The 19,461-nt window shown below is 35.9% G+C and carries 23 protein-coding genes and 1 pseudogene; 13 read left to right on the top strand and 11 right to left on the bottom strand.

The window, feature by feature from the left end:
• Nucleotides 1-415: 415 nt before the first annotated feature.
• Both NSS97_RS06175 and NSS97_RS06170 read right to left on the bottom strand, forming a co-directional pair.
• Nucleotides 416-877, bottom strand: coding sequence for a CarD family transcriptional regulator (locus NSS97_RS06175; protein WP_002166152.1), 462 nt, complete (start codon nucleotides 875-877; stop codon nucleotides 416-418).
• Between the two features lie 195 nt (nucleotides 878-1,072).
• The gene (locus NSS97_RS06170) at nucleotides 1,073-1,981 is read right to left on the bottom strand and encodes an acyl-ACP desaturase (RefSeq protein WP_107887024.1); all 909 of its coding nucleotides are present in this window, start codon (nucleotides 1,979-1,981) and stop codon (nucleotides 1,073-1,075) included.
• Between the two features lie 631 nt (nucleotides 1,982-2,612).
• Here NSS97_RS06170 and NSS97_RS06165 point away from each other — a divergent pair.
• Nucleotides 2,613-2,912, top strand: a complete 300-nt coding sequence (locus NSS97_RS06165; RefSeq protein WP_107887025.1) for a hypothetical protein — start codon at nucleotides 2,613-2,615, stop codon at nucleotides 2,910-2,912.
• Between the two features lie 266 nt (nucleotides 2,913-3,178).
• Here NSS97_RS06165 and NSS97_RS06160 read toward each other — a convergent pair whose 3' ends face one another.
• Nucleotides 3,179-4,033, bottom strand: coding sequence for a CvfB family protein (locus NSS97_RS06160; RefSeq protein WP_002011240.1), 855 nt, complete (start codon nucleotides 4,031-4,033; stop codon nucleotides 3,179-3,181).
• A gap of 284 nt (nucleotides 4,034-4,317) precedes the next feature.
• On the opposite strand from NSS97_RS06160, the gene NSS97_RS06155 reads away from it, so the two are divergent.
• Nucleotides 4,318-4,809, top strand: coding sequence for a YajQ family cyclic di-GMP-binding protein (locus NSS97_RS06155; protein WP_002030284.1), 492 nt, complete (start codon nucleotides 4,318-4,320; stop codon nucleotides 4,807-4,809).
• A gap of 18 nt (nucleotides 4,810-4,827) precedes the next feature.
• Here the strand turns inward: NSS97_RS06155 and NSS97_RS06150 are convergent, their stop codons facing one another.
• Entirely contained in the window at nucleotides 4,828-6,135 is a 1,308-nt protein-coding gene (locus tag NSS97_RS06150; RefSeq protein WP_341111950.1) for an alpha-amylase family glycosyl hydrolase, read from the bottom strand.
• Nucleotides 6,136-6,346: 211 nt separating this feature from the next.
• Between NSS97_RS06150 and NSS97_RS06145 the strand changes: the two genes are divergently transcribed.
• The gene (locus NSS97_RS06145) at nucleotides 6,347-7,579 is read left to right on the top strand and encodes an ammonium transporter (protein ID WP_002011245.1); all 1,233 of its coding nucleotides are present in this window, start codon (nucleotides 6,347-6,349) and stop codon (nucleotides 7,577-7,579) included.
• Between the two features lie 202 nt (nucleotides 7,580-7,781).
• On the opposite strand, the gene katB is transcribed toward NSS97_RS06145, so the two are convergent.
• From katB to asnB, 3 genes and pseudogenes are all read right to left on the bottom strand, one after another.
• Nucleotides 7,782-9,248: a catalase KatB gene (gene katB / locus NSS97_RS06140; protein WP_060749455.1), complete on the bottom strand. Its 1,467-nt coding sequence runs from the start codon at nucleotides 9,246-9,248 to the stop codon at nucleotides 7,782-7,784.
• A gap of 59 nt (nucleotides 9,249-9,307) precedes the next feature.
• Nucleotides 9,308-9,761: pseudogene (locus NSS97_RS06135) on the bottom strand (ferrochelatase).
• 189 nt (nucleotides 9,762-9,950) lie between these two features.
• The gene (gene asnB / locus NSS97_RS06130) at nucleotides 9,951-11,798 is read right to left on the bottom strand and encodes an asparagine synthase (glutamine-hydrolyzing) (protein WP_044437751.1); all 1,848 of its coding nucleotides are present in this window, start codon (nucleotides 11,796-11,798) and stop codon (nucleotides 9,951-9,953) included.
• 242 nt (nucleotides 11,799-12,040) lie between these two features.
• On the opposite strand from asnB, the gene NSS97_RS06125 reads away from it, so the two are divergent.
• Nucleotides 12,041-12,595, top strand: a complete 555-nt coding sequence (locus tag NSS97_RS06125) for a DUF2777 domain-containing protein (RefSeq protein WP_044437749.1) — start codon at nucleotides 12,041-12,043, stop codon at nucleotides 12,593-12,595.
• 57 nt (nucleotides 12,596-12,652) lie between these two features.
• Here the strand turns inward: NSS97_RS06125 and NSS97_RS06120 are convergent, their stop codons facing one another.
• Complete coding sequence (locus NSS97_RS06120) at nucleotides 12,653-13,018, bottom strand: DUF1516 family protein (protein WP_107887029.1); 366 nt, start codon at nucleotides 13,016-13,018, stop codon at nucleotides 12,653-12,655.
• A 150-nt stretch (nucleotides 13,019-13,168) separates the two neighbouring features.
• Here NSS97_RS06120 and rocD point away from each other — a divergent pair, with 150 nt between their 5' ends.
• Nucleotides 13,169-14,359 carry an ornithine aminotransferase gene (gene rocD / locus NSS97_RS06115; protein WP_000616665.1) on the top strand — a complete coding sequence of 397 codons (1,191 nt, stop codon included), beginning with the start codon at nucleotides 13,169-13,171 and terminating at the stop codon, nucleotides 14,357-14,359.
• Nucleotides 14,360-14,465: 106 nt separating this feature from the next.
• Entirely contained in the window at nucleotides 14,466-14,750 is a 285-nt protein-coding gene (locus NSS97_RS06110; protein WP_000925332.1) for a hypothetical protein, read from the top strand.
• Between the two features lie 34 nt (nucleotides 14,751-14,784).
• On the opposite strand, the gene NSS97_RS06105 is transcribed toward NSS97_RS06110, so the two are convergent.
• On the bottom strand, nucleotides 14,785-15,684 hold the full coding sequence (locus tag NSS97_RS06105; RefSeq protein WP_044438097.1) for a fumarylacetoacetate hydrolase family protein: 900 nt from the start codon (nucleotides 15,682-15,684) through the stop codon (nucleotides 14,785-14,787).
• A 246-nt stretch (nucleotides 15,685-15,930) separates the two neighbouring features.
• Here NSS97_RS06105 and NSS97_RS06100 point away from each other — a divergent pair, with 246 nt between their 5' ends.
• From NSS97_RS06100 to gerPF, 7 genes are all read left to right on the top strand, one after another.
• The gene (locus NSS97_RS06100) at nucleotides 15,931-16,110 is read left to right on the top strand and encodes an aspartyl-phosphate phosphatase Spo0E family protein (RefSeq protein WP_002087032.1); all 180 of its coding nucleotides are present in this window, start codon (nucleotides 15,931-15,933) and stop codon (nucleotides 16,108-16,110) included.
• A gap of 96 nt (nucleotides 16,111-16,206) precedes the next feature.
• Nucleotides 16,207-16,428, top strand: coding sequence for a spore germination protein GerPA (gerPA, locus tag NSS97_RS06095; RefSeq protein ID WP_001111190.1), 222 nt, complete (start codon nucleotides 16,207-16,209; stop codon nucleotides 16,426-16,428).
• Between the two features lie 14 nt (nucleotides 16,429-16,442).
• Nucleotides 16,443-16,649: a spore germination protein GerPB gene (gene gerPB, locus NSS97_RS06090; RefSeq protein ID WP_001012505.1), complete on the top strand. Its 207-nt coding sequence runs from the start codon at nucleotides 16,443-16,445 to the stop codon at nucleotides 16,647-16,649.
• Nucleotides 16,650-16,716: 67 nt separating this feature from the next.
• Entirely contained in the window at nucleotides 16,717-17,331 is a 615-nt protein-coding gene (gene gerPC / locus NSS97_RS06085) for a spore germination protein GerPC (protein ID WP_044437743.1), read from the top strand.
• Between the two features lie 6 nt (nucleotides 17,332-17,337).
• Complete coding sequence (gene gerPD, locus NSS97_RS06080) at nucleotides 17,338-17,532, top strand: spore germination protein GerPD (RefSeq protein WP_016104152.1); 195 nt, start codon at nucleotides 17,338-17,340, stop codon at nucleotides 17,530-17,532.
• 14 nt (nucleotides 17,533-17,546) lie between these two features.
• Nucleotides 17,547-17,933, top strand: coding sequence for a spore germination protein GerPE (locus NSS97_RS06075; protein ID WP_044437740.1), 387 nt, complete (start codon nucleotides 17,547-17,549; stop codon nucleotides 17,931-17,933).
• 42 nt (nucleotides 17,934-17,975) lie between these two features.
• A complete protein-coding gene (gene gerPF, locus NSS97_RS06070) occupies nucleotides 17,976-18,191 on the top strand; it encodes a spore germination protein GerPF (protein ID WP_001141570.1) in 216 nt (71 codons plus the stop codon).
• A 55-nt stretch (nucleotides 18,192-18,246) separates the two neighbouring features.
• Here gerPF and NSS97_RS06065 read toward each other — a convergent pair whose 3' ends face one another.
• Together NSS97_RS06065 and NSS97_RS06060 are read right to left on the bottom strand one after the other, a co-directional pair.
• Nucleotides 18,247-18,954 (bottom strand): DNA alkylation repair protein, encoded by a 708-nt coding sequence (locus NSS97_RS06065; RefSeq protein WP_044437737.1) that lies wholly within the window; start codon nucleotides 18,952-18,954, stop codon nucleotides 18,247-18,249.
• 215 nt (nucleotides 18,955-19,169) lie between these two features.
• Nucleotides 19,170-19,448 (bottom strand): DNA-directed RNA polymerase subunit alpha C-terminal domain-containing protein, encoded by a 279-nt coding sequence (locus NSS97_RS06060; protein WP_107887031.1) that lies wholly within the window; start codon nucleotides 19,446-19,448, stop codon nucleotides 19,170-19,172.
• Nucleotides 19,449-19,461: the final 13 nt, after the last annotated feature.

Below are 19,461 nucleotides of genomic sequence, written 5' to 3'. Positions count from 1 at the left end.
AAGAAGATAAACAATTACTATTCACTGTCTCAGTAGATGTAAGAAATTCTTAAAGATAGCGGTGAGATTGATTGTGTTTTCTTCTAGAAATAATGACTTAGATAGTATATTACCTAAAACAATGAAAGCCCTACCTCTCTTTCACCCTTACGGCTCCTTGTCCGTGCCAGTGTGAATCAGGATTGCAAAATCAAGTGACTATTTAATCGAGTTATTTGATGAAACTTCGAACGTTCGTAAAAGAAATTTAAAAATAAAAATGGATTAGATTGAAGTAATAACAAAAGAGGTTCCTACTCTAAAAGTGAGTTAAAGAAGTTGAATGTCTTTGAAATGATTTACTTTTAATAATCATCATATTCCCGAAAAATTCAGGATATTTTCGGGGGATGTAATACATTATCTATAATGAATCTTAACAGAAACTTTTTATTTGATTTTCAGTGATTCCTTTAATTAATCCTAGTTCACTAATCAAAAATTCATGTGCGTTATCCAACATTTTTTTTTCGCTTGTATTAAGTGCCTTTTCTTTCTTCATACGCATTAAATCACGTACAACTTCAGCACCTTCTTGTATTTCACCCGTTTTTATTTTGTCCGTGTTCACTTTATACCTTTGTTTCCACGGCAATAATTTATCTGATTCTCCATGCTGAAAAATTTGTATAATGTGTTTTAATGCAAGTATATCAGTAACTGGGCGTATACTCGAACTTAATATTTTCCCCATAGGAATCATGACTTGCATATTACTGATCGACATTTTTATAACATAATACTGTTGTTTTTTTCCTGAGAATTCTTTTTCTTCTATGGCTTCAATTATACCTGCTCCGTGCATTGGATAAACAATGTTATCGCCAATTTGAAACATATAATCCACCTCCATATATGGTAACCTTCTCAAGTTTAACATATATGTGATTTTTTATCAAATATTTTATAATATCATAAAATTGTTTTTATCGTCAACTACTTTTTTGACAAAAATTAAATCAAGTAAAAAACACCCCAAAAACAATAGGGAGTGTGTCAGATTCCCCCACTTATATTCAGAAATCTCTACTCATTAACGTAGATCAGTTTTCCCTTGAAAACGACCAAATCGATCCCGTATTTTTTTCAATCTTGTGTGGTATTCCAAAATCTCAATTCTTGCTTTTTCAGCTAAAGGCGCAATTGGTCGTAAGTCTTTTAACCCCCAATAATCAACCACTACATCAAGTACTTGATCAAAATATTGTAGTGGTCCATAATTCGCTTCTTTTGCAATCACAGCCATTCTATTTTCAAAATCAGGCATGACGGCACCTGGCATTTTAAAATTCTTAATCACATTGGCAATATGATAGCAATAATTAGGTTCTAATTCCAAATGTGTTCGAATGACGTCTCGATAAAACGCATAATGAAGAGTCTCATCTTTGGCGAGACGACGTAATAATGTAGCAAGATCTGGATCATGCTTACTTGAAACCTTAGCTACGTTATTATAAAACACCAGCGTTGCAAGTTCTTGTAGCGTCGTATACGTCATTGCTTCGATTGGTGTATGAAAATCAGGCTCAAATCCACCCTCAACGACTGACTTTCTTAAATCATGTATTCGTTTAGGGTTCACACTTCGAGTGAGTAGTAAATATGTCTCCAATAAATTCGAATGTTGATCCTCTTCTGAGGTCCAAGTATGAATAAAGTCTGTAATAACAGAAAGGGATCCTTTAAAGGTCGCCGATAAATACGTTGTAAACCACGGTAAATTCACTTCTGTTAATAAAGCTGTCTCAATAGCCGTAATTACACCAGAAGGAAGAGTAACTTGACTTTCATCCCAAGGAACTCTTTTAAAGTCCATTCCCTTATCCCATGGTAAAAACTCATGATAACCCCAGTCTATCTTCCGCGCTCTTATTTTATGTTGTTCATACAGTTCTTTTAAACGTGGTTCTAATCGGAAATCTAAATCATTTGTTAGCATATATAAGTGCCCCCTTTTTTATCGTAGATAGTCATTCTATTTTTACATTCATTTGTATCCTTAAAAATTTTCTACAAATAAATATTACTTTCCTTTTTTTAAGTCAAATACAACAAATTTTTAACAAACCACTTTAAGAACGCTTTATTTCTATATGATTTTTTTCATATCAAAAGGGAAACCGTTACATATATTGTCCTTTTTTATAAAAAGGGTTCTGAGGCATACGATATGTTGCTTAGCCTAAATAAAAAAACTATCCTCAGCAAATAGAGGATAACATTCATGGATGAAGATACTCGTCATATTGTAAATCTTGGTGAGTATAAAAAGGTGCATATCCATAAAGAATCGTTTTATAATAAAGATTGATAAACAATTTATCTTTCATCCGTTTTCACTACTTTCTAATTTTGTTATTGGTAGCAAAAACTTAAAAGATTAATGGCGTTTTATACACACTAACAATTTATTTAGATATAAGATATTAGATTAAGAAATTGCAAAATATATACAGTTGATAAGATAGCCTTAAACGACAATCCCCAACAAAATCACTGTACATTGGCTATGATGAGTTAGACCGAATTTTCGGAAACAGTATACAATACAAAGGAAAGAGGCGATAACCATGCAGTCAACGGAATCGTATATGAAGGAAAGACAACGTAGAGAAAAAATAGAAATAATATTTAATCACAGGGTAAAAGGAGAGAGTTATTTTCATGGTTCTTCCTATCAATGGAAAAACATTGTATATCAAAATTATAATAAGATACAACAAAAAGAGTTGGGAATTGAACAAATCATTTCAAAAATGGAAAAATCAGGAGTTCGTTTTACGCAGCACCGCTCGCTCATACACTATCCCATCATTGATTTTGTAAAATATATAGCTAAGATTTATAAGGAAACCCTCGAAACACAATAATCATATTTAAAGGAAACCTTTATAAAGTGTGTATTTTCGAAACTTTGTTAACTAAAAGCCCAAAAACTCATTTTAATATTCTTTTTATTCGAAATACTCTTCTTTCTTGTTATAATAAAAACCATAACGTATTCTAGTCGTTTGTATATCTTCAGATTTTGCGAATTTTATTACACCTTATTTACTTTTTATGTACTTTATAATAAAAAAAAGAATTATCTCTTCTCTTAAAAATTAAGAGAAAAAATAGTTCTTTTTCATTTATCTTATTTCTTAAAGTAAGTCCAGCCTTCTTCTTGGTAAATCTTTTCTTCTTTCATCAGTTTACCAAGTGCACGCTTAAATGCAGCCTTACTCATATTGAAACGTTCTTTAATGTCTTCTGGGTTGCTCTTATCCCAAAACGGCATTGCTCCGCCTCGTTCTTCCATATATGCATAAAGTACTGCTGCATCATCTTCCATTCCTTCTTCTTTACGAGGAAGAAGTGAAATGTTAATTGTACCGTCGTCTTTCACGTCAATAATACGACCTGTTACGCGCTCACCGATGCGGACTTGTTCTTTTCTTTCTGTATGGTGTAAGAAAGCACGGAAATGCTCGTCAGTTAGTATGAATGAACCAACTTGAAGTGAGCGATACACACGTCCATTTACGTTTTTATTACGCATAGATGGCGTTGCATCTACGATAATTTCTTGCATATCACTATCTCTTGCCGGAAGAGCAATTAAACGATCACGATTCGTTAATTTTAACGTACAATATAATTCGTCGCCTTCCTGAGGCCATACTGGCATATAAATTGGAAACTCATCAAGTGGAATTAGTATATCTTTTGATACACCAATATCAACAAACACACCTAAACTAGGAATAACTTCTACAACCTTTACCCAATTCCAATCATGTGTTGTAATAATTGGTTCCTTCATTGTTGCTGAAATACGATTTTGGTGATCAAGGTATAAGAATACATCAATCGTATCGCCTTCTGCAATTTCTCCAGCTAATTCGTTTTTATGTAGGAAGATTTCTTCCTCTTCGTTTCCAACCATATATCCGATTTCCGTTTCGCGTAAAACAGTTACCTGTTCAATCGATCCTAATTGCAAATACATATTTTTTAATTCCCTTCTATATATATAAAATTATCTTTTTTATCATTCCAAACAAAAGTTAATTATAACACGATTTTTCCTTTATTTGTCCAACTGCCCAAAATTCACTATAATTAAATAAAGACTGTATCTATAGGACTATATTCCCCTACGGATGATCCGTCAAAACACTTAAGTTGCAACACTCTATCTAATCGATGTATTTTCCGCTATACTTTAATATGTATATTACATAGCCTATTTAGGTGCATGAAAAGATAGAAATTTATTTGGAGGTGCTAACTATGGCAAAAGAGAGTTCTTTTGACATCGTTTCGAAAGTAGAATTACCTGAAGTAACAAACGCAATTAACATCGCATTAAAGGAAATCCAAAACCGATATGACTTTAAAGGTAGTAAAAGTGATATTAAATTAGAAAAAGAAGTACTTGTTTTAACTTCTGATGACGAGTTCAAATTAGACCAAGTAAAAGACGTTCTAATTTCTAAACTTGTAAAACGTAACGTTCCAATTAAAAACTTGGACTATGGAAAAGTTGAAACTGCATCTGGTAATACTGTTCGCCAACGTGCAACTCTGCAACAAGGTATCGATAAAGATAACGCGAAAAAAATTAACAACATCATTAAAGAAATGAAATTAAAAGTAAAAACGCAAGTACAAGATGACCAAGTACGCGTAACAGCGAAAAGCCGTGATGACTTACAAGCAGTAATCGCAGCCGTTCGCAGCGTCGACTTACCAATCGACGTACAATTCATTAACTATCGCTAAGAAAAAAAGATCCTCTATCTATACAGAGGATCTTTTCTTTTTAACCGCAATTAAAAAAGCAATAAATAATACGTTCACACCGACTATTAAGGAGATAAACAACCAATTCACACCTGTTTCTTCGCTAACTTTATACACATTCGACTCTTCGCGCTTTAAAACAAGATAAAACTTTCCGTTTTCTTCTCTTATAATTTCGTCTTCTAACAATCCTCTTAACTCTTGTTTTTCACCAATTGCACTTACAGGTAAGGAGACCTTTTGCGTTTCTTTCGTATTATTAAACGCTACTAGTGTTACTTCATCTTTATACTTTCTTTTTAGTATACTCATTCCATCCTTATCATATAGAAGTTCAAACGTACCACGTCGTAAAGATGGTCTCGTTTGTCTAAGTTCACCTAGCTTCGTTATGTGCTGCATAAACTTTTCATCAGATTTGAAATCCATTAATCGTCTATTATCTGGAGCATCTCCCCCATCTAATGCGATTTCAGTTCCGTAATAAAAATTCGGTATCCCCGGGGATGTTAATAAGTAAGTGATCGCTAGTTTTAAACGAGACGGCGGGTAATACATATTTTCTTTTGCAATACGTGCAAATCGCTTTGTTTCTTGATTATCTAAAAACGTAGCGAATTCCTCTTCTTTTCCACTCACATCATATAAAGGTTTCACAGACATATCTGCTTTTGAAAATGACTCTACTATTTTTTTATAGTACTCATTATCTTCCTTTGTCATAATGTGAAAATCTTTCTTTACCTTCTGCAAATCCTTTTGCACTTCATCCCAAAAAGCACGCGACTTTTTTTCACTATGTATCACATAACTTCCGTCTAAATCGACTTCTTTTATCCACCATTTCATCGAGTCTATTAATTGTTGTTCATTTTCTTCATACGGAAATTGAAAGACAACTTTCATTCCTTTTTTGTGAGCCTCATTTACAAGTTCTTTCACATCATTTTCTGTTCCGAAATGTTCATTTACTTTTCGAAAATTTCGAACGCTTAATCCATCATACTTTTCACTTTCAAAAAGCGGCGAAAGCATAATAGTAGTAAATCCCATTTCTTTTATGTAGTCCAATCTTTTTATAATCCCACGTATATCTCCGCCCTGATACCCTTCTAAATTACCACCGTCTAACTGTTTGTCATTTTTCGATTCTCCGTTATTAAAGCGATCAATCATAATGGAATATATAACTTCATCTCGCCATTCCCTTTTTTCTTCCGCAAAAGTATGTACTGGTACAAACAAAATAACAGCTAAACAAAAACAAATGAATAGTTCCTTAGTCCATATTTTTTTCACACGCATCCCCCAAACTTACAATTGTAAGAATATTATACCAATTTTTAGAACAAATCGCATACGTTGATTTTATCCCCAAAAAATACATAATGTTAGGTTTTCTAACATCTCCTAAAAAGTTTTCTGAATTTTTAGTTGATTTTTCTTTTTATTTCGAATATGATACGAAACATAACATATAGATGTTATTTTTTCTAACATCATAGGAGGAGAGAGAATGAATACGGGAGATACAGTTTTTATTTTTGTAACGACAGTAATGGTCATGTTGATGACACCAGGATTGGCACTTTTTTATGGGGGTATGGTTCGCAGTAAAAACGTACTCAGCACGACAATGCACAGTTATAGCGCAATGGCTATCGTTTCGATTCAATGGATTGTTATCGGTTATTCTTTATCATTCGGGCCAGATTGGCACGGACTTATCGGCAATCTCGATTGGTTCGGTCTAAACGGAGTTACCTACGCACCAAACCCAGACTACTCATCTACTATTCCTCACAATTTATTTATGATGTTCCAACTCATGTTCGCTATTTTAACTCCCGCTTTAATTTCAGGGGCATTCGCCGAAAGAATGCGATTTTCTGCCTTTCTTATTTTTATCCTTCTTTGGACAACAATCGTTTACAATCCTGTTGCTCATTGGGTATGGGGCGTTGGCGGATGGCTGAGAGAACTCGGCGCATTAGACTTCGCTGGCGGTAATGTCGTTCATATCACATCTGGCGTTGCCGGTCTTGTATTAGCTATTTTCCTTGGAAAACGAAAAAACATAAGCGGTACCTCCCCTCATCATTTACCATTTACAATGTTAGGCGCAGGCTTACTCTGGTTCGGCTGGTTCGGTTTCAACGTCGGTAGTGCATTATCTTTAAATGACGTAGCTTTAACCGCATTTATTAATACAAATATAGCCGCCGCTGCCTCAGCTCTAACTTGGATGCTTTCTGAATGGTTCTTCCAATCAAAACCGACTGCGATGGGAGCTGCTTCCGGGGTTGTTTCTGGTTTAGTCGCAATTACGCCGGCTTGTGGATTCGTTACACCTTTCTCCGCTCTTCTTATCGGAGCAATCGGCGGTATATTATGCTTCGGAGCTGTCTTCTTCTTAAAAAACAAGTTCGGATACGACGATACACTCGATGCATTTGGATGCCACGGCATCGGAGGAACTTGGGGCGGTATTGCAACTGGACTATTTGCTACTACTACTATAAATAGCGATGGTGCTAACGGATTATTTTACGGAAACGCCACTCTCCTTTTCAAACAACTTGTAGCAATCGGAGCAACATATGCATTCACAATCATAATGACGTACGCCATTATTAAAGCCATTAACTTCTTCCTTCCTGTTCGCGTCGATGAGCACGAAGAACAAATGGGGCTTGATATTTCGATGCACGGAGAGAAAGCTTATGAGTATACAGAGCGAGTAAATTAAAAAAGAGATGCAATCTATTAATAGTAGATTGCATCTCTTTTATCGCACTGATTAGCATACCCCACCCTGTATTCCCATAAATATATCGATCGTTTCTTTCAATATATCGATTTACCGACGAATTCCGACATAGCTAAAACGCAAAATACCCTGCATGATTTTACACAAAAAAGACGACCGTTTAACAGTCGTCTTTTCCTATTTACTTCGGAACATTCCCTACATACTGCGTAATATCAACATTTAACGCCCCTGCTAAACGCATTCCGTAGTCATGATCCGCGCGGAAGAAGTTGCAAATAGCTAGTAATTTTGTTTGCTCATTTACGCCTTTTAAGTCGTTTGTTAAGTTCGCAATTAAGTTGTCTTGCTCTTCTTTAGAGAATGAACGGTAACGCTCACCCGCTTGTTTGAAGTCATTTGGTTTTTCAATTTTTTCACGAGATACATAGCCTTCTACTTTCATAGTTGAATCGCGGTAAGCCGGATCTTCCACTGGATTTTCAGTATGACGGCTCGGTTCGTAGTTTATTGTAGATGGGTTTTGATCCACTTGCATCGCACCATCACGTTGTTGATTACGAACAGCTGCGTATGGGCAGTTTACAGGAATTTGTAAATAGTTTGCACCAAGGCGGTAACGCTGTGTATCTGGGTAAGAGAATAAACGACCTTGTAATAATTTATCTTCAGATGGTTCAATACCATTTACAGTTGCACTTGGAGAGAACGCCACTTGTTCTACTTCCGCAAAGAAGTTTTTCGGGTTACGATTTAACGTCATCGTCCCTACTTCAATTAATGGGAAACGATCTTCTGGCCATACTTTCGTTGGATCTAGTGGATCGAAGTCTAAAGAGTCCGTTTCATCTAGTTGCATTACTTGTACGTGTAAATCCCATTTCGGATAGTTTCCTTTTTCGATTGCATCGAATAAATCACGAGTTGCATGATTGAAGTCTTTCCCTTGCACTTCTTGCACTTCTTTCGCACTTAAATTACGTACACCTTGCTGTGGCTTCCAATGGTATTTAATGTAAACAATTTTACCTTCTGCATTAATCCATTTAAATGAATGTACGCCGAATCCTTCCATTTCACGGTAGTTTGCCGGTGTACCATAATCAGAAAATACCCACGTCATCATATGTGTAGATTCTGGAGTTAACGTCATGAAATCCCAGTAACGATCTGGTGTTTGAACATTTGTATCAGGTGCTGGCTTTAAAGAATGCACCATGTCAGGGAATTTAATTGCGTCACGAATGAAGAAAACCGGTAAATGGTTACCTACGATATCATAGTTTCCTTCTTCTGTATAAAATTTAACAGCGAACCCACGCGGATCACGAGCTGTCTCTGGAGAACCTTGACCATGAATAACCGTCGAGAAACGAACGAATACAGGTGTTTCAGTTCCTTCATTTTGTAAAAACGCTGCTTTCGTATATTGCTGCATGCTGTTTTTCGTTACGAATACACCGTGAGCACCTGCACCACGTGCATGCACAACACGCTCAGGAATACGTTCACGATCAAAGTGAGCAAGTTTTTCTACTAAATGATAGTCTTCTAACAATACCGGTCCACGGCGACCAGCTGTACGAGAGTTTTGGTTATCTCCAACTGGAGCACCTTGGTTTGTTGTTAAGCGCTTATTTGGATTCATCAAGGGTGATCCTCCTCTTTCCTTCATAGTAATTATTATTTATTTAAAATTATTATAAACTAATTATTATTCAAATTTAAATCCTTGTCAACTATTTCCTTCATTTTTTTGGAAACAATTTCAGCTAAACAATCAATAAATACAGATTGTGAATTGGGCATATTTAGTCTAAAATATGCGGCATTTAATTCATCAGTTACAACTTTACATTCATAATCGGTGTCATATAAAACTCCTAAATCGAGCAATGTGTTTTAAACCTAAGTAACAAACAAATTCATACTCTGTAAACATTTTATTCATTGAATCTGTTAATTTATGCACCTGCTCTTTCATTATTTTCCCAAGCGGTGAAATTCCACCAATTGCTTTATACCGTCCGATTAAATTTTGGAGCGCTTCTTCAGATGGCTTACGGCCATGACGAATGTGAGTATAATAAGCTTCTACATCATCTAATGACTCCGGTGTTCCATATGCCATTACAAGCAAACCTATTTTCTTCTTCGTCATCTATATAGCACCTCAATTTTGGAAATGAGAATCTTTTTCAAGAACATTTGTTTCCAATTATAACAAGCAATAATAAGTACGTCAAAATAATAATTATAAATAAGTATTATTTCTAATATGATTTCGAATTTTATATGACAATTTATTTAAGAAAAAGAGCGGCTCACATAAATATAAGCCGCTCTTTCCCTATTCCTTAATATTTACCCCATACTCTTTAAACCAAACATGAATTTGCGCTAAATGAGCTAAAAGCTGCGGCCCAGTCATTAATTGACCAAACCATGGTTTTTGAAATGCACTGCCGCCAGACTCGATCAATCCGCTCAATTGCTCCTTATCGAACAATTCATGCAAAATTGAGCCTTTATCCGTTAATAAATCTTGGAGCCATACTGTTACTGCTTTCGTATAGTGCGGGTTATGCGTTTTCGGATACGGACTTTTCTTTCTATACAATATATCATTTGGAAGTAATCCTTCTAAAGCCTTACGCAATAGACCTTTTTCGCGGTTTTTATACATTTTCATTTCCCAAGGAATATTCCACGCATATTCGACAAGTCGGTGGTCCGCAAATGGAACGCGTACTTCTAAGCTTGCCCCCATACTCATACGGTCTTTTCTGTCTAATAATGTTGTCATAAACCATACCATGTTTAAATAAAATAATTGTCGTCTCTTCGCTTCTAATGGGCTTTCTCCCTCTAAAATAGGAACTTCTTGAATGGATTCTTCATAGCGTTGTTGTACATATTGTTGTAAATTTAATTTATTTCTCCATTCTTTCTTCAGAAGTTGTTCACGCGCTTCTGTAGAACGCATCCACGGAAATGCACTTGATTGTAAATCATCTTCTCTATAAAACCACGGATAACCTCCGAATATTTCATCTGCACATTCTCCAGATAGACCGACGACAAAATCTTGTTTTATTTCACGGCAAAACCATAATAATGAAGAATCAATATCTGCCATACCAGGCAAATCGCGAACGAGTACTGCTTCTGTTAAATACTGTGCTAGTTGTTCATTAGAAATGACGCAGCGATGATGAATTGTTTGAAATGTCTCTGTCATTAAATTAATAAATGGTGCATCTGAATTTGGCTGAAACGCATTCGCTTTAAAATATTTGTCGTTATCTTCATAGTCAACAGAATACGTGTGCAATTGACCTTTCCCTGATCTTTCATACTCTTTCGCGGCAATTGCTGTGATAGCACTTGAATCTACACCTCCTGATAAAAAAGTGCATAGTGGTACGTCAGAAACTAATTGTCTCGTAATCGCATCTTGTAATAAAAAACGAGTTTTCTCTACTGTTTCTTCAAATGAATCTTCATGTTTTTTACTTTCTACATTCCAATATCTCCATATGCATAAACCGTCTTTTGAGAACGTCATTGCATGACCCGGACGCAGTTCTTGAATACCAGCATATACACCATGACCAGGCGTTCTAGATGGTCCGAGGCCAAATATTTCTGACAACCCTTCTAACGTTACTTCCGCCTTCACATCTGGATGCGCTAGTATCGCTTTTAACTCTGAACCAAATAATAATCGTCCGCTATCATATTTATAAAAAAGCGGTTTTACACCTAATCGATCTCTGGCAATAAAGACTCGTTCATTTTTCTCATCCCATACTGCAAACGCATATATACCGTTTAAATGATCGACACATTCTTCTTTCCATTCAATATAAGATGCCAATAGTACTTCTGTATCGGAATGCCCTTTAAATGTATAACCTCTTCTTAATAACTCTTTGCGAATATCTTCTGTATTGTAGAGCTCTCCGTTATAGCAAATCGCATAACTCGTTTCGTCTTTTAAACAAGTCATGGGTTGTTTACCACCTTCAGGATCTACAACGATTAACCGTTTATGCCCAAATGCGACGTTCCCTTTAATCCAAACTTTATTATCATCTGGACCGCGTTTCGCTAGCGTTTCCGCCATCTTCGTCACGATGTCCCTTTCCCCTTCTAATGAGCGTTTATAATCTACCCATCCTGTAATCCCGCACATAAGAATCATCCTTCCTAATCTAATATCTGTTTCTGAACGTGCAGTAATCCCCACCCTATGAGTGCGGATACATAAAAACAACAAACTTGACGATAACTAACTATCCACATATGGAATAGCAGTTTCACAGTGTAAAGCGTGTTTTATTGTATGCCCATCTATCTTTAGGTGTGTCTAGTTATAAAGAACGTACGAACTGTCCATAACAAGAATAACTATTTCTATAAAAGGAGAAATGAACTATGATACAACGCAAACACATTTTGTATAACCAACCGCGCGCTCATACAGTCGGTAATGTAGAATATATAAACAAAGAATGGGTATTCTTTGATGATGAAAATGATGAGGCTTTTCTATTAGAAGATATTGCTGAAGATGGTTTTGAAATTTTATATAACAACAATTGGCTACCAGCTCGTTTTTATGAACAAGATATATTACAAATTGCAAATGAACAACATTCTCTCCAAAACGGGGAAATGATACGAATTCGAAAAAAATTACTTCTTAGCTATAATGAATGGCTTGAGGAATTACCTGACTCTGTCTTTACATTATTAACCGAATCATTGCAATCACTTAATTACTCTTTATATGATTGCATGTATTGTCATAATTATTTATCCTTCTTGCCAAAAGAGGAAGCATGCGAAGGAGTAAATATTCTTTTATTCGATAACGACGAAATGATTTGTACATTGCAGCATCATTTTGTACGCCACTCTTCCTCTAATAAAAATATTTTGCGGTTTACGAAAGCAAACGGAGAAGAGTTGCATATTGATGCGACATAAAATAAAAACCACCTTATCTCCCAAATATTTGAGATCATAAGGTGGTTTTATTTTTTATTAGAATACTTTCCAACCAATCGGTAATTTCAGTCCAAGGTAAAATACCGCTACTAGTGCAACAATAAATAATCCCCAAAATGCCCCTGTTGCTTTGTTCTTGCTCATTTTCACAAGAACCATTTCCATTCCAACGATTACTAATATACCAGCTAGCATTTTCATGCCGTACCACATGTGCATGCTACCTGTTGCCGTCTTCACAATACTCATGTACAACATGAAACCTGTCACAATAATGATGATATACATAAGGCGAAGCCCCATATGTACACCTTTACCCTTTCTTCCTGCTGAATAAAGTGAATACGCAACGAAGAATAAAATTAATCCTAACGCCCATGCTGTAATATGCATATGTACCATCGTATCCCTACCTCCTCTTTTTCACACTTTTTCACTCTATATGATAACATGTTCATATATTTTCAGGAAATGTTTCGCTTTTTTATATTTAAATGCTATAATATTTAGAGTATTTACAAACTTCTTGTAATAACAAAAGGGGGAACAATCATGATTCAAACTAAGGATATTATCGAACTTACAGACACATACGGGGCAAATAACTACCATCCACTTCCAATCGTTATTTCTAAAGCAGAAGGCGTTTGGGTAGAAGATCCTGAAGGAAACCGCTATATGGACTTATTAAGTGCATATTCTGCAGTAAACCAAGGTCATCGTCATCCAAAAATCATTAACGCTTTAATTGACCAAGCTAATCGAGTGACGTTAACTTCTCGTGCTTTCCATAGCGATCAATTAGGTCCTTGGTACGAAAAAGTTGCGAAACTAACAAATAAAAATATGGTACTTCCTATGAATACAGGTGCAGAGGCTGTTGAAACTGCAATTAAAACAGCTCGTCGCTGGGCTTATGATGTGAAAAAGGTAGAAGCAAACCGTGCAGAAATCATCGTTTGTGAAGATAACTTCCACGGACGTACAATGGGTGCTGTTTCTATGTCATCAAACGAAGAGTACAAGCGCGGCTTCGGTCCAATGCTTCCTGGCATTATTGTAATTCCTTATGGTGATTTAGAAGCATTAAAAGCTGCGATTACACCAAATACAGCTGCATTCATTTTAGAGCCAATCCAAGGTGAAGCAGGAATTAACATTCCACCAGCTGGTTTCTTACAAGAAGCTTTTGAAGTATGTAAAAAAGAAAACGTTTTATTCGTAGCAGATGAAATCCAAACAGGCTTAGGCCGTACGGGTAAAGTATTTGCTTGTGACTGGGACAATGTAACTCCTGACATGTACATACTTGGTAAAGCACTTGGCGGCGGCGTATTCCCAATCTCTTGTGTTGCAGCAAACAGCGACATTTTAGGTGTATTCGAGCCAGGTTCTCACGGTTCTACATTCGGTGGTAACCCACTTGCATGTGCTGTTTCTATTGCAGCTCTTGAAGTATTAGAAGAAGAAAAATTAACAGAGCGTTCTCTTCAATTAGGAGAAAAACTAGTTGGGCAATTAAAAGAAATTGATAACCCAATGATTACTGACATTCGCGGTAAAGGTTTATTCATCGGTATCGAATTAAACGAGCCAGCTCGTCCTTACTGTGAACAACTAAAAGCAGCTGGTCTATTATGTAAAGAAACACACGAAAACGTAATTCGTATTGCACCACCTCTAGTAATCTCTGAAGAAGATTTAGAGTGGGCGTTCCAAAAAATTAAAGCTGTACTATCTTAATCATAGTGAGGTTGTCCTAAATATAGGACAACCTCTTTCTTTTTTTAGTAGTTTATCGTAAAATAAAATTGAATATTCTGTTTTTCGTCAAAAAGGGGGTAACTGTATGCTATTGAAATACGGTAAACACATTAACAATTTAGCTACAATTTTTATTTCTATGACATTCATCGGCTTCATATTATCTACAACTTTACTCAGTCATTATTCAACTCCTAATACATTCACACTACTCAAAACATCATTTTGGGCTGCTGTTTTCCTTACAATTATCGGTTTTGGCCGTGAGAGAAGCGCACTTGCAGTTATGCTAATTGGAATTTGTACTTTAGCATTAATCGGATTGTATATTTTCGCCATCATAGATTACTCCGTTAATCCACGCCCATAGAAAAGAGCTATCTTTTCACAAGATAGCTCTTTTTTCATTTCACTATATTTCTTAACGTACCAATTCCCTCTACTGTAATAACAACTTCATCACCAGCATGTAAAAACTTCGGTGGTGTAAAACCTTTACCAACACCAGCTGGTGTCCCTGTTGCAATGATATCTCCTGGCTCTAATGTCATGCCTTTACTTATAGTTGAAATAATTTCTTCTACTGAAAAAATCATTTCTCTCGTATTTGAAGTTTGCCTTACTTCTCCATTTACCACTGTTTCAATGTGTAATGCATTCGGCGTTCTAACCATCGATTTATGAATTAAATACGGTCCCATCGGACAAAATGTATCGAAACTTTTCCCTAGGAAAAATTGTTTATGTTTTCTTTGAATATCCCGAGCAGTTACATCATTTATAACTGTATATCCAAAAACATGATCAAGAGCTTTTTCTATTTTTATTTGTTTCCCTCGCTTACCGATAACGATTGCTAGTTCACCTTCGTAATCAAGTTCATTCGTCGCGTGAGGGTGACCATTAATTTGCTCATCAATTCCAATCACTGTTGTTGGCGCCTTTGTAAAAATCATTATATTTTCAGGGATAGACTCTACTCCGCCCATTTCTACCGCATGCTCACGATAGTTCTTTCCAACACAAAGAATATTTTTTCTCGGCCTTGGAATCGGTGCTAATATTTTCACCTCTGCTAACGGATAATACGCCGATCCCGCATTTTCCTTCGCCCAATTTACAATATCGTACACTTTCTCCAGACATTCACTTCCTCTTTCAATACACTCTAACATGGTAATTGGGATAGTAACCTTTTCCCCTTTTTGTCTTTGCGCTTCTCTTAAATGTAATACCTTTTCTTCCTCTTCATCCACAATACCTACAAATACTTTTTCTTCTTTCTTAGCCGTTACAAAACGCAATACTTCCACTCTCCATCCTAAAACTCATACCCTATAATTGTATTCGCATCCTTAAGAAAAAAACCTTCTTATACACGCTAATTTTTACAATATTCAACCGTTATTATATTTGTTCCTCATCCGTTATTTGACATAAAATGTAGAAATTATACTTTTTTTAGCGAAGATGTTTCTTTTTTATGGGATTTTTGTATAATATGTACTACATATATACATAAAATTTATTGAGAGATGGAGCCGATTTCAATGTTTGAGCAAGCTATCGAAAAAAAACGCGAAAAAATGATCTATTTTGCTGAACGCTACGGAATGACTTCTCAAAAAACAGTAGATTGTAGCCAGGAATTGGACAGGCTCTTAAATGTTGTTTGGCCTATACATACAGATTGCACACATACTCAAATGTTCGAAACACATACTCAATAACGTATGTGTTTCTTTTATTTCGAAAAAATACACATTTTATTGAAAACGCCCATACAATAGTAGAAAAGAAAATTTTAAAAACGAAAGGTGTTTTGTATGCCAGCTATGGTCGGACATATTCGTATCGTTAATATTGGATCAAGTGGTATTTTTCATATTGGAGATGTATTTGCGATTAGGCCTATTAGTTATTCACGCGCTTTTGCCGGAGCCGGTTCATTTAATGTTGGGGATAACGTCTCTGTCTACAATTATCAAAGCTCAACGACCGTCAATGATTCAGATGTAATTGATCAAGCAATAATTGGTTCGAACTAAAGGGGGCGATTGCATTGAATTTTTATGTGAACCAAAGTATCATCATTAACAGCATTAAAATCGATAGCATTACGACCTCTTCCGTTTTTCAAATTGGAACTGCAGGTAGTATTAAGGCTCTTTCTAAATTCTCAAATTCTGGCGGATTTACAGAACCGCTTCGCCCTTTACATGCGAAAGGACAAATTATTTCCATCAAACCATCAACTAGTTCTTCTTAAGGTATCCTTGTCATAAATATATAGCAGGAATATATTTCCCCTCCCTATTGAAAAGGAGGTTTCACAAATGAATCAAGATATATATACTTACCTACACCAACTTCAACAAGCTCTCCAAATACAGCAGCAAACTATTCTAAACCTTGAAGAGCAAGTTCGCCTACTACAAGAAGAGCTTAATGAGTTAAAAAGTCGTCCCTCCTCTTCTATAGGAAAAGTGGAATATAAATTCGATCAATTAAAAGTAGAAAATTTAAACGGCACTTTAAATATTGGCTTGAATCCATTTTCATCAAAGGGGCAACAAATTGAAGATTTTCAAGTGGATACAGAAACATTAAAAGTAAATCCTGAAACAGAAACAAATCCAGACTTTTATCAAGGTATCCTTCAAGAAATGCATCGCTATTTAGATGAAGAAGCATATAGTCGAATTCTCCATTTTGAACAAGAAGAGAGAACGCCGCTTGATGAGATGTATCGACAAATGATGGTGGATGACATAAAAAAACAGATGGAACATAGACTTCCATATTATTTATCACAAGTTCAATCGTATGAGGGTATTTCCACAGATCCCGATTATTTACGAGACATCATTATTCAAGCGATGAAACAAGATATTGACAAGGCGTTCCTTTCCTTTATTCAACACATACCGGGCAATTTCCGAAAGGAGTGAGTATGCATGAATTTAAATGTTGTAAACCGCGAGTTAAAAGTAGGTCAGATTAAAATGAACGGGGTTTCTTCTTCCGCATTATTTTTAATTGGAGATGCTAACCTTCTCATCCTTTCTTCTATTCTTGATACGCCATTCGAATCCGTTACAGAGGGGCCATTTGTACCATTAGTAACAGCTGTCCCTACGACTCCAGGTTGAGGAGACTCAAAATTATGTTACATCATGTTTCAGTTGTCCAAAATGTTTCTATTATTTCTTTGGGGATTGCTGCAGTATTTCAAGTTGGTGATGCAAATCAAATGGAATTAAAAAGCAGGGCGCTTTTGGTTCATCGGGAAATTCCTTGTTATTTAAAAGGAGAAGGTCGCTTAGATGCTTTTGAAATTTTCACAGATGAACACATTACTATTCCAAAACGAACCACAGATGTAAGAATGAATATTGTAAATGAGTGCCCTTTTATTGAAGTAAATGATGTTCACTTGCGGACACTTTTAAATTCTGGTTGCTTTCAAATTGGAAATGTTGATTATGCTTTTAATAACTCTCGTATTATGCAAATCCGCCAATACATTACTGATGAACCTTCCAATAAATAATTCATATAGTAATTAAAAAGCTTAGTAAAGTAGGTGGATGGTATGCCTTCGGTTGTAGGAAATCTTGTCGTTCAAAACAGTAACGGCTCTTTCAACTTAGGAGATTTTTATAACGTGTCTCCGAAAGAAAATACGAAAGCTTATAACGGCTCTGGGGCTTCCAATGTCGGATTTGTCGTCAACACTTTTAGCGGCGTTAGCGCAACAAATACATTTGATTCGGACGTTGCAGACCAAGATCAAATTGGAACAGCGTAAAAAAGAAACAGCTTTAGCTCTATTTTGTGTAGAGCTAGGGCTGTTTCTTTTAATTTTAACATCTTACATATTTACGTTTGAATCCGAGTCTTCCTCTATCAAGTTCTTTATGAATACTTTCGTAAGCATTTAGAAAACTGCTTTTTTTATTGTCCCGTTTTAGCTCCACTATGCCTACTTCCTTTGCAGTTTCAACCGCCTTTTCATGTAGCGGCACATATGAAATCCCCACGGTGTTTAGAAAATTATTCATAGCGGATTTCGTTCGTTCTGGCGCATCGTGAATTGTATTTTTCACAACTTCTAGCATATTGGTAATCTTACTTTCGGAAAATTCATGGTCTTTTCGATTCCCTAAAAGCCAGCAGTAGCAACTCCATCCCGCTGACATTCTTAGTTCGTCACCACTTGCAATCCATTTATCAGCAACGTCTTGTGCAAAATCTGATTCTGATAAAGTTACTGCCACCACATAATCGGACAGCATATAAAAGTACGCCCCATCCATCCAACGATCAAAATCCGATTCGTTCATAGTTTTTGGATCTGCAATAATGCCTGCAAAGTACATCGCATCATAGTTACCCGTAGCATAAAGCTCTTCAGCTAAACTTTGATTGATTTTTATTTTCTTCGCGATTGGTTTCATAGCACCTGTAGCTACTCCAAAAAGTGGTTCCTTTGCACCATTGGATATGTATATTTTTTTAGTTCGTTCCTTGCCGAGAGTTTCAAGCTCTTGCATTACTGTTTCAAAATCCATCGTGTTGCACTTCCTTCCTTAATATTATAATCAATTCGCTTATCTTCTTTATCAAGTTCTCTATACTTCATAACTCCATCTTTTAAAGCGTTTTGTCCATCGATTTACGATTTTCAAAATGGGATTTCGTTATACGCGTTTATCTAGCTAATTAATACCGATTATAAAAACTAATCATTAATGAAGATTCTACTCCCCGCTAGTGATTAGTTTTTTTATTTAAATGATAATCCCTTATCTTCTAAAGCCGCTCTCAATTTAGGTAAAGATGCTGATCCTATACCATGCAGTTTCAAAATTTCTTTTTCACTATACTTTGAAAGTTCTGCTTCAGTCGTTATTCCATGGTGCTCTAACGCTCGCCTTGCTGGTGCTGAAAGAAGAGAAAGAAAGCCTTCTTTTGGCTTTCTCTCTTTCTCACAGGTTGGGCAAGTTGGACAATCGCTACTTTTGTAGTACTCGTGTCCTTGATCACAAGTTCTTAACGTCGCCATAATCCATAACCTC

The sequence above is a fragment of the Bacillus sp. FSL R12-0074 genome (genome assembly GCF_038005725.1).
GTDB lineage: Bacteria > Bacillota > Bacilli > Bacillales > Bacillaceae_G > Bacillus_A > Bacillus_A mycoides.
The sequence above is the reverse complement of the archived record's forward strand: the minus strand, read 5'-3'. Positions and strand labels throughout refer to the sequence as shown.

What these genes read in the sequence shown, in the direction of transcription:
- NSS97_RS06110 (WP_000925332.1), top strand. Translation starts at nt 14,466, where the DNA reads ATGCTATTGAAATACGGTAAACACATTAACAATTTAGCTACAATTTTT.
- NSS97_RS06125 (WP_044437749.1), top strand. Translation starts at nt 12,041, where the DNA reads ATGATACAACGCAAACACATTTTGTATAACCAACCGCGCGCTCATACA.
- NSS97_RS06155 (WP_002030284.1), top strand. Translation starts at nt 4,318, where the DNA reads ATGGCAAAAGAGAGTTCTTTTGACATCGTTTCGAAAGTAGAATTACCT.
- NSS97_RS06160 (WP_002011240.1), bottom strand. Translation starts at nt 4,033, where the DNA reads ATGTATTTGCAATTAGGATCGATTGAACAGGTAACTGTTTTACGCGAA.
- asnB (WP_044437751.1), bottom strand. Translation starts at nt 11,798, where the DNA reads ATGTGCGGGATTACAGGATGGGTAGATTATAAACGCTCATTAGAAGGG.
- NSS97_RS06120 (WP_107887029.1), bottom strand. Translation starts at nt 13,018, where the DNA reads ATGGTACATATGCATATTACAGCATGGGCGTTAGGATTAATTTTATTC.
- gerPA (WP_001111190.1), top strand. Translation starts at nt 16,207, where the DNA reads ATGCCAGCTATGGTCGGACATATTCGTATCGTTAATATTGGATCAAGT.
- gerPF (WP_001141570.1), top strand. Translation starts at nt 17,976, where the DNA reads ATGCCTTCGGTTGTAGGAAATCTTGTCGTTCAAAACAGTAACGGCTCT.
- NSS97_RS06175 (WP_002166152.1), bottom strand. Translation starts at nt 877, where the DNA reads ATGTTTCAAATTGGCGATAACATTGTTTATCCAATGCACGGAGCAGGT.
- NSS97_RS06100 (WP_002087032.1), top strand. Translation starts at nt 15,931, where the DNA reads ATGTTTGAGCAAGCTATCGAAAAAAAACGCGAAAAAATGATCTATTTT.
- gerPD (WP_016104152.1), top strand. Translation starts at nt 17,338, where the DNA reads ATGAATTTAAATGTTGTAAACCGCGAGTTAAAAGTAGGTCAGATTAAA.
- NSS97_RS06145 (WP_002011245.1), top strand. Translation starts at nt 6,347, where the DNA reads ATGAATACGGGAGATACAGTTTTTATTTTTGTAACGACAGTAATGGTC.
- NSS97_RS06150 (WP_341111950.1), bottom strand. Translation starts at nt 6,135, where the DNA reads ATGCGTGTGAAAAAAATATGGACTAAGGAACTATTCATTTGTTTTTGT.
- NSS97_RS06165 (WP_107887025.1), top strand. Translation starts at nt 2,613, where the DNA reads ATGCAGTCAACGGAATCGTATATGAAGGAAAGACAACGTAGAGAAAAA.
- NSS97_RS06060 (WP_107887031.1), bottom strand. Translation starts at nt 19,448, where the DNA reads ATGGCGACGTTAAGAACTTGTGATCAAGGACACGAGTACTACAAAAGT.
- NSS97_RS06170 (WP_107887024.1), bottom strand. Translation starts at nt 1,981, where the DNA reads ATGCTAACAAATGATTTAGATTTCCGATTAGAACCACGTTTAAAAGAA.
- gerPC (WP_044437743.1), top strand. Translation starts at nt 16,717, where the DNA reads ATGAATCAAGATATATATACTTACCTACACCAACTTCAACAAGCTCTC.
- NSS97_RS06075 (WP_044437740.1), top strand. Translation starts at nt 17,547, where the DNA reads ATGTTACATCATGTTTCAGTTGTCCAAAATGTTTCTATTATTTCTTTG.
- katB (WP_060749455.1), bottom strand. Translation starts at nt 9,248, where the DNA reads ATGAATCCAAATAAGCGCTTAACAACAAACCAAGGTGCTCCAGTTGGA.
- rocD (WP_000616665.1), top strand. Translation starts at nt 13,169, where the DNA reads ATGATTCAAACTAAGGATATTATCGAACTTACAGACACATACGGGGCA.
- NSS97_RS06065 (WP_044437737.1), bottom strand. Translation starts at nt 18,954, where the DNA reads ATGGATTTTGAAACAGTAATGCAAGAGCTTGAAACTCTCGGCAAGGAA.